Raw genomic sequence first — 15654 nt, forward strand, 5'->3', positions numbered from 1 at the left:
GACCGAGACGGTTGCCCACTCACCGCCGCCCGGCACCACACCCCGCCCAGCGGTGAACCAGCAACCAAACCCCGGACCGAGACGGTTGCCTACTCACCGCCGCCCGGCAGCACCCGCCGCAGGAACTGTCGGGTCCGCTCCTGCTCGGGCGCCCTGAAGATCTGCGCCGGCGGCCCCTGCTCGAGGATCCGGCCGCGGTCGAGGAAGCAGACCGAGGTGGCGACGTCGCGGGCGAAGGCCATCTCGTGGGTGGCGATCACCATCGTCGTCCCGGCCTCCGCCTCGGCCCGGACGATCGACAGCACCTCGCCGACGAGCTCGGGGTCGAGGGCGGCGGTGATCTCGTCGAGGAGCAGCAGCGTCGGCGAGGTGCAGAGGGCCCGGACCAGGGCGGCGCGCTGCTGCTGGCCGCCCGAGAGCCGGTCGGGGTGCTTGGTCGCGTGCTCGGCCAATCCGAAGCGGCCCAACAGCTCGCGAGCGCGCGACTCGGCGTCGGCGCGCGAGACGCCGTGCACCAGCCGCGGGGCGAGGGTGCAGTTCTCGAGGACGGTCAGGTGCGGGAAGAGGTTGTAGGCCTGGAAGACCATGCCGATCCGCGACCGCACCGCCCGCGGGTCGACGCGCGGGTCGGAGATCTCGCGGCCCTCGAAGGCGATGACGCCGTCGTCGATCTCCTCGAGCAGGTTCAGGCAGCGCAGCAGCGTCGACTTCCCCGAGCCCGACGAGCCGATCAGGCAGATCACGTCGTGCGGCTGCACGGTCAGGGAGACGTCGTCGAGCACGACGCGGTCGCCGTACGACTTCCGCAGCCCGGCGACCTCGAGGAGTGCCGTCATCGCGAGCCCGCCCGTTCCTTCTCGACCATCCGACGCTGGAGCCAGTCGCAGAGCCGGGCGAGCGGGATCGTGATCACCACGAAGAAGCCGGCGACGACCACGAGCGGCGTGTAGTTGAAGTTGTAGTTCCCGTAGTCGCGGGCGGCGAAGACCGCGTCCAGCACGCCCACGAGCGAGACGAGGGCGGTGTCCTTCTGCAGCGAGACGAAGTCGTTGAGCAGCGGCGGTACGACGCGGCGCACCGCCTGCGGCACCACCACGTGCCGCATCGTCTGCGCCCGGGACAGGCCGAGCGCCTCGGCGCTGGCGAGCTGGGAGGGGTGGATCGACTCGATGCCGGCGCGGAAGACCTCGGCGACGTACGCCGAGTAGGAGAGCACCAGCGCGACCGTCGCCCAGACCAGCGCGCTGTTGGTCACGCCCTGCAGCTGCAGCGCCGGCACCCCGAAGCCCATCAGCAGGATCAGCAGCACGGTCGGGATGCCGCGCAGCACGTCGGTGTAGGCGACGGCGAGCACCCGCAGGGGCGTGAGGATCGCGGCGCGGGCCTGCCGGGCCAGCGCGACCGCGAGACCGACCACCAGGATCAGCGGCTCGGCGATCAGGAAGATCTTGACGTTGACCCAGAAGTAGTCCCAGATGTCGGGGAACGACTCCCGGGCGTGGTGCCAGTTGAAGAAGGTGTCCTGCACCCGATCCCAGCCGGGCGAGCTGACCAGGCCGATGACCAGCAGCGCGAACACCGCGATCATCGCGAGCGTGGCGACCAGGATCGACCGCGTCCTCAGGGACCGGCGGATCCCGCGCCGCTCGAGCTCACGTGGGCTCGGTGACCACTCGCTCACTGGAGCTCGGGCACGCCCACGGTGTCGGAGAGCCACTGCTGCTCGATCTGGTCGAGCGTGCCGTCCTCACGCAGGGCGGACAGCGCCTCGTTGACGCAGGGGACCAGCTCGCTGCCCTTCTCGAAGAGCATCCCGAACTCCTCCTGCTCGCCGGTCTCCGGCTGGAACTGCCCGACGATCACGCTCTTCGGGATCTCCACGGCCGAGATGTAGAACGCCGTCGGCAGGTCGGCCAGGATCGCGTCGACCTGGTCGTTCTGCAGCGCCTGCTTGGCCGCGTTGGTGTCCTCGAAGACCAGCGGGTCCGTTTCGGGCTCGATGATGTCGCGGATCGCGGTCAGCGACGTGGTGCCGGTCTGCGCCCCCAGGCGCAGGTCCTCGAGGTCGTCGAGGCTGGCCGCCTCGGCGCCGGCGGTGCCCTTGAGCGCGATCACGGCCTGGGCGGCCTGGTAGTAGCCGTCGGAGAAGTCGACCACCTGGGCGCGCTCCGGCGTGATCGAGACCTGGTTGATGTCGAAGTCGAACTTCTTCGCGCCCGGGGCGTAGGACGTGTTGAAGGGGACCTTGACCCAGGTGACCTGGTCCTCGCTGAAGCCGAGCTGCTCGGCGACGGCGTACGCGACCGCCGACTCGAAGCCCTCGCCGTTGCTCGGGTCGTTGTTGGCGAACCACGGGTCGTACGCCGGCGAGTCGGTGCCGATCGTGAGCTGGCCGGCCGTCTTCAGCGGCAGCGAGTCGATCGCGCAGGCCTGGGCGCTGGGGCTGCTCGTGTCGCTCGGGTCGGCCGCCGACGAGGAGTCGCCGTCGGACTCCGGGGCACACGCGGCGGCGGCGAGGACGAGCGGGATCACGGCGGCAGCGGCCAGGGTGCGACGTACGAGCATGCCCGAATCGTAGGGTGCCGGCCCGGCTATCGTCTCCGCATGGCTCGAAGGCTGGTCGCCTCAGTCGCCTGCATCACACTCACGGGGCTCGCCGCCGGGTGCACGGACAGGCCCGTCGGCGACCCGAAGCAGCCCGAGGTGACGACCCCCGCGGCCACGTCGAGCGCGCCGACACCCCCGGAGTCCACCCCGACGCGACCCGCCCGCTTCGAGGCCACCCGCGCGATGCGCACGGTCCGCCACCTGGCGGTCGAGATCGGGCCGCGGCTGGCGACCGGTCCGGCGTTCCGCGAGGCCGCGGACTGGGTCGCCGACGAGTTCGCGCGGCACGGGTACGCCGTGCGTCGCCCCTCGTTTCCCCTGCCAGCCGGTGACTCGTGGGGCGTACCGGTACGCAAGGGACGCTCGAGCAACGTGATCGCGACCCCGGCCGACTTCGACCCGTCCGCGCCGTACGTCGTGGTCGGCGCGCACCTCGACACGGTCGCGGTCGCGCCGGGCGCGGAGGACAACGCCTCGGGCGTCGCGGTGCTGCTCGAGGTCGCACGGGTGCTGGGGGGTCGCGGTCAGGTGGTGCTGGTGGCGTTCGGCGGCGAGGAGCCCCGCGGGCCGGGCGAGCTGCACCACTTCGGGTCCAAGCGGTACGTCGCGGCGCTGACTCCCGACCGGGGCCGGCTGCTGCGCGGCATGGTCTCCCTCGACCGGGTCGGCGTCGGCTCCGTGGTGCCGCTGTCGTCGGTGGCGGGCACGCCGGCCGCGCTGCGCGACCGGCTGGCGCGGGTCGCCGAGCAGGAGGGCATCCCGACGATCGTGGAGACGGACTCGGCGAGCGACCACGAGTCGTTCGCCGACGCCGGGTTCCTCGCGGCGCGGATCGGCAGCACGCCGTACGCCGGCTACCACTCCGCCCAGGACCTGCCGCACTTCGTCGAGCCCGCTCAGCTGCGCCGGGTGGGCCGGCTGCTCCTCGCCTGGCTCAGCGCGGCGCCGCCAGCTGGCTGAGCTCCCAGAACGGCTCGAGGATGCTGCCGGCCGACGCCGCCGGCACGACGCGCGGCGCGAAGGCGCGGTCCATCCGATACGGCACGAAGTCGGCCGCCATCAGCCGGTCGCCCCAGAACACCGCCTCGAGCACCAGCCCCTCCATGGTCTGGGTCATGAAGTCCATGTCGAAGACGAAGTTGCCCAGCGAGTGCACCACGAGGGTGTCCCCGACCTGCTCGGCGCCCTGCACCCAGTGCGGGTGACCGCCGGCCACCAGGTCGGCGCCGGCCCGCGCGAGCTCACGGGCGACCTGGTGCTGCACCGGCTCGGGCCGATGGGTGTACTGCGTGCCCCAGTGCGGCAGCACCACGACGACGTCGACCCGCCGCGCGAGCCGGCGTACGTCGCCGAGCACGCGGTCGAGCTCGGCCCGGTCGAGCGGGCCGGTGCGCGGCGGCATGCTCACGGCGTTCGCCCCCGGGCGACCGGGGCCGGCCTCGGCCGTCTCGCCGATCGCGTTGAAACCGAGGAAGCCGAACCGGACGCCGTCGCGCTCCACCACCGCCGGCTGCCGGGCCTGCGCGAGGTCGCGGCCGGCGCCGAACGTCGGCAGCCCGCCCGCGCGCAACAGGCCGACCGTGCGCACCAGCGACGCGTCGCCGAAGTCACCGGTGTGGTTGTTGGCCAGGTCGAGCGCGTCGAAGCCCGCGGCCCGCAGGTCGCGCCGCACCGACGGCGCGGCCGAGAAGGAGTCGGTGACCGGGTCCTGCCGCGGCGGGCCGAGCTCCGCGAGCGTGCTCTCGAGGTTGCCGACGGTGATGTCGGCGGCGGCGAGGCGCTCGCTCATCGGCGCGAGGGGGCTACCGGCCACCCCGCGCCCCAGCATGATGTCGCCGACCACGGTCAGCGTGGTGACCTCGGCCGGGGCGGGTCCGGCGACCTGGAGCGGGTACGCCGCGGGGTCGCGCAGCGGGTCGACGCCCCCCACCGTGGCGACCCGCACCGCCGGGCCGACCGCGTCGGCGACGACGACCGCGATCGTGTCCATCGGCAGGTGCCGCAGCCCGTCGGTGCGGTCGGTGGTGCGCAGCGGTCCCGGGGGCCCGCCGAGCCGGCGCCAGTCGGTGATCTCGCCGCGCTCGACGCGGCGCGCCTGGCCCACGGTGAGATCGAGCGCCGGCCGGCGTGCGTTGAGCGCGAGCACGAGCGGCCGGGTGGTGGGCTCGACGCTCTCCGCGGGCGAGGGCGTCGGCGACGGCACGTCGGTGATGGCCCGGTCGACCGGCGGCGACTCGGACCCGCCCGTGCAGCCGGCGAGCGCGAGCACCGCCACGCACCCGACCAGGAGCCTCATGGCGGCAAGGGTAGGTTGCCTCGGGTGATCCACGATCTCACCGACGAGGAGGCTCGGGCCGCGCTGCCGCTGAAGTGGGAGACCCCCGGGGTGGTCCCCGCCTGGGTGGCCGAGATGGACTATCGGCAGGCCGAGCCGATCACCGAGGCGCTGGTCGACGCCGTCCGCCGCGGTGCCCTGGGCTATCCGCCGCACGGCGACGACCTGGGCGCGGCGTACGCCGGCTTCGCGGCCCGACACTGGGGCTGGGAGGTGGCGCCGGAGGCGTCGGTGCCGACCGGGGGCGTGATGAGCGGCATCCGGCTCGCACTCGAGGTGCTCTGCCCACCGGGGCCGGTCGTGGTGCCGCTGCCGTGCTACCCGCCCTTCCGCGACGTCGTCGAGGTCACCGGCCGCGAGGTCGTGCCGGTCACCCTCGATCCCGACAGCGACGAAGCGGTCCTCGACCTGGCCGCCGTGTCCCGCGCGTTCGCGTCGGGCGCGCGCACGCTGCTGCTGTGCAACCCGCACAACCCGCTGGGCCAGGTGCCCTCGCGCGAGGAGCTGGCCGCGGTCGCGGCGCTGGCCCGCGAGTACGACGCGCGCGTCGTGTCCGACGAGATCCACGCCCCGCTGGTGCTGCCGGGCGCGACCTTCACGCCGTACCTCGCCGTCGACGAGCGCGCGATCGTCGTCACCAGCCCGTCCAAGACGTTCAACATGCCCGCGACCCACGGCGCGCAGCTGGTGCTCCCCGACCCGGCCGACCGCGAGCGGCTGGCGGCGGTGCCGATCCCGGCTCAGAACACCTGGTCGATCCTCGGCGTGATCGCGGGCACCGCGGCCTGGCGCGACTGCGACGACTGGCTCGCCGCCCTGCGGCAGCGGCTCTCCGCGCAGCGCGAGCTGCTCACCGAGCTGGTCGCGGATCGGCTGCCCAAGGCGCGGATGCGGCCACTGCAGGCGACCTACCTCGCCTGGCTCGACCTGCGCGGGTACGCCGTGGCCGACCCGGCCGCGGCCGCCCTCGCCCACGGCGTACGGGTCGCCCCGGGGCACGACTACCAGCCGGACCTCGAGGGCCACGTGCGCGTCAACATCGCCACCACCCCCGAGCGGCTGGAGCAGATCGTCGATCGGTTGGCCCTTGGCGTGAGGCCTTGAGCCGCAGGGATACCCGGTTCACCGGGTATCCCTGCACAGCTGGGGGTCCGCAACACCCGAGAAGTGCCAGAGCTGCCCGAGAGGTCCGGGCTCAGCCGACCGACCTGCCCTGCGCGGCGATCACGTCGGCGTACCAGTCGAACGACCGCTTCGGGGTGCGCTTCAGGGTGTCGTAGTCGACGTGCACCAGGCCGAAGCGCTGGGTGAATCCCTCGGACCACTCGAAGTTGTCCATCAGCGACCAGGTGTAGTAGCCGCGTACGTCGACGCCGCGCTGCACGGCCGTGGCGACCGCGCGCAGGTGGGCGTCGAGGTAGTCGATGCGCGGCTGGTCGTCGACGGCACCGGCCTCGTCCGGCCCCATGTTGTAGGCACAGCCGGACTCGGTGATGTAGATCGGCGGGAGCGCGGCGCGGTAGCGGGCGCGCATCAGGATCAGCCACTCGCGCAGCGCGTCGGGGACCACCGGCCAGCCGAAGTCGGTGACCGGGTAGCCGAGCAGCTCGCGGAACTCGAACGGCATCTCGGCGTCCGCGCCGGCGGCGCCGATCTTGAAGGGGTTGTAGTAGTTGAGCCCGTAGAAGTCGAGCGGCTGGCGGATCACCGCCAGGTCGCCGTCGCGGGCGATGCCCTCGAAGAGCGGCGCGAGGTCGGCGGGGTACCGCCCCAGGAGCATCGGCTCGCTGAACATGCCGTTCCACAGGGCGTCGAAGAGCTTGGACGCCCCGACGTCGGCCGCGTCGTCGCTGGCCGGCCACATCGGGGCGTGGTTGTTGGCGCAGCCGACGCTGGTCGCGCCCGCCTCGCGGAGCGCGATCGCCGCCCGGCCGTGGCCGAGCAGGAGGTGGTGGGCGACCGGCATCGAGTCGAACATCAACGTGCGACCCGGCGCGTGCATGCCGGTCGCGTAGCCCATCATCATCACCACGTTGGGCTCGTTGACCGGGATCCAGTGCTCGACCCGGTCGGCGAACCGCTCGCCGAGGATCGCGGCGTACTCCGCGAACCGGTCGACGGTCGCGCGGTTGAGCCAGCCGCCGTCGTCCTCGAGCGCCTGCGGCAGGTCCCAGTGGTAGAGCGTGACCATCGGCTGTACGTCGTTCGCGAGCAGCTCGTCGATCAGCCGGTCGTAGAAGCCTAGGCCCTCCGGGTTGGGGGCGCCGGAGCCGGTCGGCTGGATGCGCGGCCACGACACCGACAGCCGGTAGCCGCCCACGCCGAGTCGTCTCATCAGCGCGACGTCCTCGGCGTACCGGTGGTAGTGGTCACAGGTCACCGCACCGCTCGACCCGTCCTTGATCCGCCCGGGCTCGGCGCAGAAGGTGTCCCAGATGCTGGGGCCCTTGCCGCCCTCGGTGGCGGCGCCCTCGATCTGGAAGGACGCCGTGCTGGTACCGAATCGGAAGCCGGGGGGCAGCTGGGGCAGTCCGCTGAGCGGGCGGGGGTCGGACACGGCACAATGATGCCTGTGAGCGTCGAGATCCGCCGTGGAACCGACCGCTTCCTTACCCGGGATGAGGGACTCCTCACGCGCCACTCGTTCTCGTTCGGCACCCACTACGACCCGGACAACGTGCGCTTCGGTCGGCTGGTCTGCCACGACGACCACCTGCTGGGGCACGGATCCGGCTTCGCCGACCACCCGCACCGCGACGTCGACATCGTGACCTGGGTGCTGAGCGGCGAGCTGCACCACCACGACTCCTCCGGCCACGCCGGGGTCGTGCGCCCCGGCGAGGTGCAGGTGCTGTCGGCCGGCTCCGGGGTGACCCACTCCGAGATCGCCGGACCCGGCGGCCCGACCCGCTTCGTGCAGGCGTGGCTGACCCCGGAGGACACCGGTACGCCGCCGGCGTACTCCATCACGCCGGTCTCGCTCTCCTCCGGCCGCCTGACCGAGGTGGCGCGGCTCGGCGACGCGACCTTCTCCGTCGCCCGGCTGAACGCCGGCGACACCGTCGCCCTCCCCGACGCTCCCCTGCTGCACGCGTACGTCGCGGGCGGCGCGCTCGCCCGGTCGTCGCTGGCCGAGCCGCTCGCGGACGGCGACGCCTTCCGGATCACCGACGCCTCAGGAGTCAGCGTCACCGCCGCGGTCCCGACCGAGCTGCTCGTGTGGGCGTTCGCCTGACGCGGTGGTTTCGAGGCTCAGGCCTTGACGGCCTTCGCACCTCAACCACCGGCGCCGGTGGTTGAGGTGCGAGGCGCGCCAGCGCCGAGCCTCGAAACCACCGTCAGCAGATGACCGACAGCGCCCCGGGGACGACCTCGACGACGGCCGGGTCGGCGAGGGAGGCGGGGAGCAGGCCGAGGGGCTCGCCGTCGCCGCCGACGGGGATCGGGCCGCCCGCGGATCCGCGGAGCGTGCCGCTGAGCTCGACCCGCTTGCCGGTGAGCACGGTGACCTCGGGGAGCGCGACGTGCCGGCCGTCGTACACCTTCGGCAGCGAGCGCATCAGCGCGAGCCGCGAGGCGGCCTCGATGACGATCACGTCGAGCACGCCGTCCTCGATCGAGGCGGGCGGGGCGATCTGCATGCCCTTGCCGTAGTAGGCGGAGTTCGCGACCACGACCGTGGCCGCGGCGTACTCGTGCGGAATGCCGTCGACCGCGACCCGGTAGCGGCCGGGCCGGTAGGCCGCGAGGGCGCGGAGGGCGGCGTAGGGGTACTGCATCGAGCGCGGGAGCCAGGTCGCCCGGTCGGCGATCGCGGCGGCGCGGGCATCGACGCCGGCGTAGATCGAGCCGGCAACCATCCGTCGCTGCGCGCCGAGGCCGGAGACGGCCAGCAGGTCGACGCGGCGCACCTCACCCTCGAGCAGCACCCGGGCCAGTGCGGCGGGGTCGTCGGGCAGGCCGAGCATCCGGGCGAAGTCGTTGCCGCGCCCGGCCGGCACCATCGCGAGCGTGGCGTCGCGACCGGCGACCAGCCCGGCGAGCGAGGAGAGCATGCCGTCGCCGCCGACCGAGACCACCACGTCGCCGCGGGCCACGGCCTCGTCCACGAGCCGCGTCATCGCCTGGGGCCCGGGCGAGTAGGTGACGTCGACGACCGCGCCGGCCTCGCGCAGGAGGCGCGCGACCGGCACCACCGCATCCGGCGCCGCTCCGCCGCCGGAGGACGGGTTGACCAGGAAGGCGAACGCCCTGCCGTCCCCGTGGGAGGTCATGGGATCAGGACACCCGGGTTGAGGATGCCGGTCGGGTCGAGGTCGGCCTTGACCGCGCGCAGCACGGAGACGCCGAGCGGCCCGATCTCCTGCGCGAGCCACGGCTTGTGGTCGGTGCCGATCGCGTGGTGATGGGTGATCGTCGCGCCGGCCGCGATCATCGCATCGCTCGCCGCTCGCTTCGCGGCGTCCCACTGCACGAGCGGGTCCGCCGACTCCTTCGCGGCCACCGTGAAGTAGAGCGAGCACCCGGTCTCGTAGACGTGCGAGATGTGGCAGAGCACGATCGACGGGTCGCCGAGCGACGCGGTCAGCGCGGCCTTCACGTCGGCGTACAGCCGGTCCAGGTTCGACCAGAACGTCGCGGTCTCCAGCGTCTCCACCAGCACGCCGACGTCGAGCATCGCGTCGCGCAGGTACGGCGCGTCGAAGCGCCCGTGCGCCCACTTCTCTCCCACGTCCGCGCCGAGCGGGGTGCCGCCCAGGCCGGTCAGCACAGCGGAGACGGCCGACCGCTTGGCGGCGACCGCGTCGGGCTCGCCCTCGAAGCCGGTGATCATCACGCACCCGGTGGCGCCGTCGCCGCCGATCGCGGCCGGGTCGGCGAGGTTGATCGCGGTCTCGGACTCGTCGGAGAGCCGGAGCACGGTGGGCAGCAGCCCCGACTGGGCGAGCGTGCGCATCGCCGCCGCGCCGTCGGCGAACGACGGCCACCGCCAGCCCTCGTAGGTCTTCTGTGCCGGGAGCCGGCGCACCCGGACGGTCACGGCGGTGAGCACGCCGAAGGCGCCCTCCGAGCCGAGGAAGAGCTGGCGCAGGTCGGGTCCGGCGGCGTTCGCGGGGGCGCTGCCCAGCTCGAGCGACCCGCGCGGCGTGGCGACCCGCAGCCCGACGACCAGGGCGTCGAAGCGGCCGTAGCCGGCGCTCGACTGGCCGCTGGAGCGGGTGGCGGCGAAGCCGCCGATCGAGGCGTACTCCCACGACTGCGGGTAGTGGCCGAGCGTCAGCCCCTCGGCCGCGAGCAGCGCCTCCGCCTCGGGACCGCGCAGGCCGGGCTCGAGGGTGGCGGTCATCGAGGTGTGGTCGACGGCGAGCAGCCGCTTCATCCGCACCAGGTCGAGGCTGACCACGCCGGCGTACCCCGCGCGCCGGGCGGCCAGGCCGCCGGTCACCGACGTACCGCCCCCGAACGGCACCACCGCCAGGTGTTCCTCCACCGCGAGTGCCAGCACCGCCGCGACCTCGTCGTGCGTGCCGGGGCGGACGACGACGTCGGGCGCGTCGCTCAGGTCGCCGGACCGCGCCCGGAGCAGGTCGGGCGTGGACTTGCCGCGGGTGCGCAGCCGGCGGGTCTCGTCATCGACGCGGACGTCGTCCGCGCCGACCACCGCGGCCAACCGGTCGATCACGGCGCGGCCCAGCGCGGACGGCGGCGGCTTCGGCTCGGCGACGGCCGGGCGGTCATCGAGCCCGAAGACCATCTCGACCAGGCCGCGGGTGGCCTCGGGCAGGGCGGCCGCGCGGGCCGGGTCGCCCCAGCGGGACGGATGCATCTCGGCGTTCACGCGTTACACTGTGACATATGTCGTCACTTCGTCACAACGAGGCACGTGCTCCCGAAGGTCGCGACGCCTACCTCGACGCCGCGCGCGACTGCATCCTCGACGTCGGCTGGCGGCGGACGACGCTCACCGAGGTCGCCCGCCGGGCGGGGGTCTCGCGGATGACGATCTACCGCACCTGGGCCGACATGCCCCAGCTGCTCGCCGACCTGATGACCCGCGAGTGGGGCACGGTGGTCGCGGAGAGTCTCGCGGAGGAGGACGCCGACGCCCCGACCGTGGAGCGACTGGTCGGCGACATCGTCACCACGATCCAGCGGCTGCGCGAGAACGAGCTCTTCGTCCGCATCGTCGAGCTCGACCCCGAGCTGCTGCTGCCCTACCTGCTCTCCCGTCGCGGTCGGTCACAGGACGGCATCCTGGAACTGACCGTCCGGGCGATCCGCGACGGCCAGGCCGAGGGCACCGTCCGTGCGGGCAACCCCGATGCGATGGCCCGGGCGATGCTGCTCGCCGCCCACGGCTTCGTGCTCTCGGCGCACACGATGGTCGACGACCGGGTCGCGGGCGAGGAGCTCGACGCCGAGCTCGCGCTCGCGCTGACCCGGAGCCTGCAGCCGTGAACCCCACCCGGATCACCCCCGGTCTCACCGACGCACCGACCGACGTCGACGTCGTGGTCGTCGGCCTGGGCATCACCGGCGCCGGTGTCGCCCTCGACGCGGTCACCCGCGGGCTGAGCGTGCTCGCCGTGGACGCCCACGACCTCGCCTTCGGCACCTCCCGCTGGTCGTCGAAGATGGTCCACGGCGGGCTCCGCTACCTCGCGAAGGGCCAGCTCGGCGTCGCCCACGAGAGCGCGGTTGAGCGCGGTGTCCTGATGGAGGTCACCGCCCCGCACCTGACCCGGCCGATGCCGATGCTGGTGCCGCTCTCCTCCAGCGTGAGCCGCCTCCAGACACTCGTCACCCGCAGCGGGCTGCTCGCCGGCGACCTGCTGCGCCGCGGCGCGCACACCGACGCCGCGACCCTCCCGCGGCCGCGGCACCTCTCGGTCACCGAGACGCTCCGACTGGTGCCGGCGCTGCGCCCGGCCGGCCTGCGCGGCGCGATGCTCGGCTGGGACGGGCAGCTCGAGGACGACGCCCGGCTGGTCGTCACCGTCGCCCGCACGGCCGCGGCGTACGGCGCCCACGTGCGCACCCGCGCCCGGGTGCTGTCGGCCACCGGCACCGGCGTCGAGCTGCGCGACGAACTCACGGGGACGACCACCGCCGTCACCGCCCGGGCCGTCGTGAACGCGACCGGCGTCTGGGCCGACACCCTCGTCGACGGCATCACCCTGCGGCCCAGCCGGGGCACCCACCTGGTGCTGCGCCGCGAGACGCTGCCCGGCCTGGAGATCTCCGTGTTCTGCCCGGTGCCCGGCGAGAGCAACCGGTTCGTGATGGTGCTGCCGCAGCCCGACGGCACGGTGTACGCCGGCCTCACCGACGAGCCGGTCGAGGGCGTGGTGCCCGACGTCCCGGAGCCGACCGAGCCCGAGATCGGGTTCCTGCTCGACGTCGTGTCCGCGGCGTTCTCCCGGCAGCTGCACCGCTCCGACGTGGTCGGGGCGTACGCCGGGCTCCGGCCGCTGCTCGACACCGACCACGGCGGGGGCTCCGGCTCGACCGCCGACCTGTCCCGCCGCCACGCGGTGCTGACCAGCAGCACCGGCGTCGTCACGATCGTGGGCGGCAAGCTCACGACGTACCGCCGGATGGCCGAGGACGCCGTCGACGCCGCGGTCGCCCGTGCCGGGCTGCCCGCCGGGCCGTGCCGCACCGCCGCGCTGCCGCTGCTGGGCGCCGCGCCCCGCGCCGCGCTCGCCGACCTCGAGGAACCCGCGCGGCTGGTCCGGCGCTTCGGCACCGACGCCCGGCTGGTGCTCGACAACGCCCGCGAGGTCACCGGGCTCGCCGACGACGAGCTGCTCGCGCCCGTGGCGGACGGCGTGCCGGTGACGCTCGCCGAGCTGGTCTTCGGGGTCACCCACGAGGGCGCCGCCGACGTCGACGACCTGCTCGACCGGCGCACCCGGGTCGGGCTGGTCCCGGCCGACCGCGCGCTCGCCGAGCCCGCGGCGGAGAGGGCGCTCGCGCTGGTCCGATGAAATTCGGCGTCGACGGCTGTCGGTACCACCATGCAGACTGGAGCGGTCATGACGACACCTGACAACGATCCCGGGGCCGAGCTCGACGACTTCCCGACGCTGACGCAGCGCTACCAACGTGAGCTGCTCGCGCACTGCTACCGGATGTCCGGCTCGGTCCAGGAGGCCGAGGACCTCGTGCAGGAGACGTTCCTGCGGGCGTGGAAGGCCGCGGGGAAGTTCGAGGGCCGCTCCTCGGTGCGCACCTGGCTCTACCGGATCGCGACCAACGTGTGCCTGACCAACCTCGAGAACAAGCCGCGCCGGCCGCTGCCCGCCGGACTGGGTACGCCCGAGGCGATGGCCGGCGACGCGCTCGAGAGCGACCACGAGATCACCTGGCTCGAGCCGGTGCCCGACGCCGCCGTGGTGGTCGCCGAGCGCGACTCGATCCGGCTGGCCTTCGTCGCCGCGCTGCAGCACCTCCCCGCCCGGCAGCGCGCCGTGCTGATCCTGCGCGACGTGCTGCGGTGGAGCGCCGCCGAGGTCGCCGCGGCGCTCGACACCTCGACCGCGGCGGTCAACTCCGCGCTCCAGCGGGCCCATGCCCAGCTCGCCGAGCGCGGGCTGACCGAGGACACCGTCTGCAACGAGCTCACCCCCGCCCAGGAGCAGCTGCTGGAGCGCTACGTCGACGCCTTCTGGCGCAAGGACGTCGACGCGATCGTCAGCATGCTGACCGCGGAGGCGACCTGGGACATGCCGCCGTTCACGAGCTGGTTCCGCGGGCCCGTGAACATCGGCTGGCTGATCGGCAACGAGTGCCCCGGCGGCGCCAACGACATGCCGATGCTGCCGACGCAGGCCAACGGGCAGCCCGCCTACGGCCTGTACATGCGCACCCCGCAGGGCGACTTCACGCCGTTCCAGCTGCAGGTGCTCGAGCTCGACGGCGACCGGGTGCGGCACGTGACCGCGTTCTTCGACCAGGCGCTGTTCGAGAGGTTCGGGCTGCCGACCCGGCTGCCCGCCGACCACGCACCGGCCCCGAACCCTCGGTGACCCTGGCCGTGAGCGTGACGCTCGGCGGGTCCGTCGAGCTGCTCGACCGGTCCCTCGCCTACACCTGCGGTCGACTCGCCGGAGTCCGCGACGACCTCCTCGACCGACGTACGCCGTGCGCGTGCTGGCGGCTCGCCGACCTGCTCGCGCACATGGAGGACGCCCTCGACGCCTTCACCGAGGCGGCGGGCGGCTCGGTCGACGTGCACCGGTCCCGGTCGGCCGCGGGCCCGGTCCCGACGATCCGGGCCAAGGCGACCGCGCTGTTGGGCGCCTGGTCGCGACCCTCGCCCGGCGACGTCGTGATCGAGGCCGCGACCGGCCGCCACGACCTGGTCAGCCCGCTGCTGGTCGCCACGGCGGCGCTGGAGGTCACCACCCACGGCTGGGACGTCGGCCGCGCGGTCGGCGAGGACGCCCCGATCCCGGTCGATCTCGCTGAGTCGCTGCTCCCGATCGCGCGGGCCGCGGTGACCCGGGCGGACCGCGGCATCCGGTTCGCCCCGGCGCTGCCGGCGCCCGCCGACGCTCCGGCCGACGCCCGGCTGCTCGCCTTCCTGGGCCGCCGGCCGGGCCGGACCTGACTGGACCGCCACGATCCTTTACCCGATTCCGCCCCGGAGCGCGGCGGGTCTTCCTAGGCTCTCCCGCATGCCCGCGGCCTCGGTTACCCCTGCCTCCGACGCGGCGACGAGGAAGGCCGGTGCGGTCGAGGATCCGCTGGAGCTGCTCGAGCGCGGCCTCGTGAACACCCGCGCCGGCGCCATCGGCGCCGCGGTCGGCTACCTGGACCGGGCCGCCGCGACCGACGCCCTCGACGTCCCCCAGCGCGCGGCCCTGCTGACGGCGCTGATCGACTGCCGGCTGGCCCGCGGCGAGCTGACCGAGGCGCGGGTCGCGGGCGAGCGGCTCGGCGTCCACCTCGACCACGCCGGCCTGGTCGGCGCCACCGCCCACTACGGGCGCGGCGAGCTGTGCGCCGCGGTCAACGAGATCGAGCTGGCGGCCCACCACTTCGCCCGGGTCCCCCGGTTGCTGCGTCCGGGCGAGGACGACCCGGACGTGCTGCCCTGGCGCACGGCGGCCGCGCTGACCGCGGTCCGCCTCGGCCACCGGGTGGAGGGCACCGCGCTGGCCCGCGAGCACCTCACCCTGGCCGGCGTGAGCGGCGCGGCGTACCCGATCGCCCTCGGCCTGCGCACCCTCGCCACCGTCGACGCCCGTACCGACCGCGCCTCGCTGCTGCGCCAGGCGCTCGACGAGCTCGACGGGGTGCCGAGCGCGCGGCTCACCGCCCAGATCGAGACCGACCTCGCCGGGCTGCTGCTGCTCGCCGGCCCCGAGCGCGGAGGCGAGGTCCTCGCGCTGCTGCGCCGCGCCGAGCGATACGCCGGGAGCGAGAACCTCTGGCCGCTGCTCGGCCGGATCCGCCGCCTGCTGGGCCGCCTGGGCGAGCAGCCGCAGCCGGTGGCCGGCGAGACCCTCGCGTCGCTGACCGCGGCGGAGCAGCGCGTCGCCCGACTCGCGGTCACCGGGCTGACCAACCGCGAGATCGCCAACCAGCTCGTGGTCACGGTCAAGGCCGTCGAGTGGCACCTCTCGCACGTCTACCGCAAGCTCGGCATCAGCTCCCGCGGCTCACTCGCCTCGGTGCTCGGTCCCGGCATCTGACCTCGGCCG

At 73.9% G+C, this 15654-nt stretch carries 15 protein-coding genes; 8 read left to right on the top strand and 7 right to left on the bottom strand.

All coding sequences use genetic code 11. The features are described 5' to 3' along the window. Nucleotides 1–89 precede the first annotated feature (89 nt). From FHU40_RS26035 to FHU40_RS26045, 3 genes are read right to left on the bottom strand one after another with little or no spacing between them, the layout of a single operon-like run. The gene (locus FHU40_RS26035; protein WP_183595431.1) at nucleotides 90–836 is read right to left on the bottom strand and encodes an amino acid ABC transporter ATP-binding protein; all 747 of its coding nucleotides are present in this window, start codon (nucleotides 834–836) and stop codon (nucleotides 90–92) included. After that, nucleotides 833–1681, bottom strand: a complete 849-nt coding sequence (locus FHU40_RS26040; protein ID WP_343058060.1) for an amino acid ABC transporter permease — start codon at nucleotides 1679–1681, stop codon at nucleotides 833–835. The genes FHU40_RS26035 and FHU40_RS26040 overlap by 4 nt, the downstream gene beginning before the upstream one ends. Next, on the bottom strand, nucleotides 1678–2565 hold the full coding sequence (locus FHU40_RS26045) for an ABC transporter substrate-binding protein (protein WP_183595432.1): 888 nt from the start codon (nucleotides 2563–2565) through the stop codon (nucleotides 1678–1680). Before FHU40_RS26045 ends, FHU40_RS26040 begins: the two co-directional genes overlap by 4 nt. Before the next feature lie 39 nt (nucleotides 2566–2604). On the opposite strand from FHU40_RS26045, the gene FHU40_RS26050 reads away from it, so the two are divergent. After that, on the top strand, nucleotides 2605–3567 hold the full coding sequence (locus tag FHU40_RS26050) for a M28 family metallopeptidase (RefSeq protein WP_246391582.1): 963 nt from the start codon (nucleotides 2605–2607) through the stop codon (nucleotides 3565–3567). Here FHU40_RS26050 and FHU40_RS26055 read toward each other — a convergent pair. Continuing rightward, the gene (locus FHU40_RS26055; protein WP_183595433.1) at nucleotides 3542–4903 is read right to left on the bottom strand and encodes a CapA family protein; all 1362 of its coding nucleotides are present in this window, start codon (nucleotides 4901–4903) and stop codon (nucleotides 3542–3544) included. The two genes, FHU40_RS26050 and FHU40_RS26055, sit on opposite strands and share 26 nt — an antisense overlap. Nucleotides 4904–4927: 24 nt before the next feature. Here FHU40_RS26055 and FHU40_RS26060 point away from each other — a divergent pair, with 24 nt between their 5' ends. Further along, on the top strand, nucleotides 4928–6046 hold the full coding sequence (locus tag FHU40_RS26060) for an aminotransferase class I/II-fold pyridoxal phosphate-dependent enzyme (protein WP_183595434.1): 1119 nt from the start codon (nucleotides 4928–4930) through the stop codon (nucleotides 6044–6046). 91 nt (nucleotides 6047–6137) lie between these two features. Here the strand turns inward: FHU40_RS26060 and FHU40_RS26065 are convergent, their stop codons facing one another. After that, complete coding sequence (locus FHU40_RS26065; RefSeq protein WP_343058061.1) at nucleotides 6138–7499, bottom strand: GH1 family beta-glucosidase; 1362 nt, start codon at nucleotides 7497–7499, stop codon at nucleotides 6138–6140. Nucleotides 7500–7514: 15 nt separating this feature from the next. Here FHU40_RS26065 and FHU40_RS26070 point away from each other — a divergent pair, with 15 nt between their 5' ends. After that, nucleotides 7515–8177 carry a pirin family protein gene (locus FHU40_RS26070; protein ID WP_215525678.1) on the top strand — a complete coding sequence of 221 codons (663 nt, stop codon included), beginning with the start codon at nucleotides 7515–7517 and terminating at the stop codon, nucleotides 8175–8177. Nucleotides 8178–8280: 103 nt separating this feature from the next. Here FHU40_RS26070 and FHU40_RS26075 read toward each other — a convergent pair whose 3' ends face one another. Both FHU40_RS26075 and FHU40_RS26080 read right to left on the bottom strand, forming a co-directional pair. Next, nucleotides 8281–9216, bottom strand: coding sequence for a diacylglycerol/lipid kinase family protein (locus FHU40_RS26075; RefSeq protein ID WP_183595436.1), 936 nt, complete (start codon nucleotides 9214–9216; stop codon nucleotides 8281–8283). Then, nucleotides 9213–10781 (bottom strand): FAD-binding oxidoreductase, encoded by a 1569-nt coding sequence (locus FHU40_RS26080; RefSeq protein ID WP_343058062.1) that lies wholly within the window; start codon nucleotides 10779–10781, stop codon nucleotides 9213–9215. The genes FHU40_RS26075 and FHU40_RS26080 overlap by 4 nt, the downstream gene beginning before the upstream one ends. 17 nt (nucleotides 10782–10798) lie before the next feature. Between FHU40_RS26080 and FHU40_RS26085 the strand changes: the two genes are divergently transcribed. The 5 genes from FHU40_RS26085 to FHU40_RS26105 all read left to right on the top strand — a co-directional run bounded on the left by FHU40_RS26085 (nucleotide 10799) and on the right by FHU40_RS26105 (nucleotide 15645). Next, nucleotides 10799–11401 carry a TetR/AcrR family transcriptional regulator gene (locus tag FHU40_RS26085; RefSeq protein ID WP_183595437.1) on the top strand — a complete coding sequence of 201 codons (603 nt, stop codon included), beginning with the start codon at nucleotides 10799–10801 and terminating at the stop codon, nucleotides 11399–11401. Next, nucleotides 11398–12933, top strand: coding sequence for an FAD-dependent oxidoreductase (locus FHU40_RS26090; RefSeq protein WP_183595438.1), 1536 nt, complete (start codon nucleotides 11398–11400; stop codon nucleotides 12931–12933). The genes FHU40_RS26085 and FHU40_RS26090 overlap by 4 nt, the downstream gene beginning before the upstream one ends. Nucleotides 12934–12981: 48 nt before the next feature. After that, nucleotides 12982–13974 (top strand): sigma-70 family RNA polymerase sigma factor, encoded by a 993-nt coding sequence (locus FHU40_RS26095; RefSeq protein WP_183595439.1) that lies wholly within the window; start codon nucleotides 12982–12984, stop codon nucleotides 13972–13974. Nucleotides 13975–13982: 8 nt separating this feature from the next. Further along, nucleotides 13983–14558, top strand: a complete 576-nt coding sequence (locus FHU40_RS26100) for a TIGR03086 family metal-binding protein (protein WP_221200328.1) — start codon at nucleotides 13983–13985, stop codon at nucleotides 14556–14558. 67 nt (nucleotides 14559–14625) lie between these two features. Then, complete coding sequence (locus FHU40_RS26105; protein ID WP_183595441.1) at nucleotides 14626–15645, top strand: LuxR family transcriptional regulator; 1020 nt, start codon at nucleotides 14626–14628, stop codon at nucleotides 15643–15645. Nucleotides 15646–15654 lie beyond the last annotated feature (9 nt).

The sequence above is a fragment of the Nocardioides soli genome (assembly GCF_014191495.1).
Taxonomy (GTDB): Bacteria; Actinomycetota; Actinomycetes; order Propionibacteriales; family Nocardioidaceae; genus Nocardioides; species Nocardioides soli.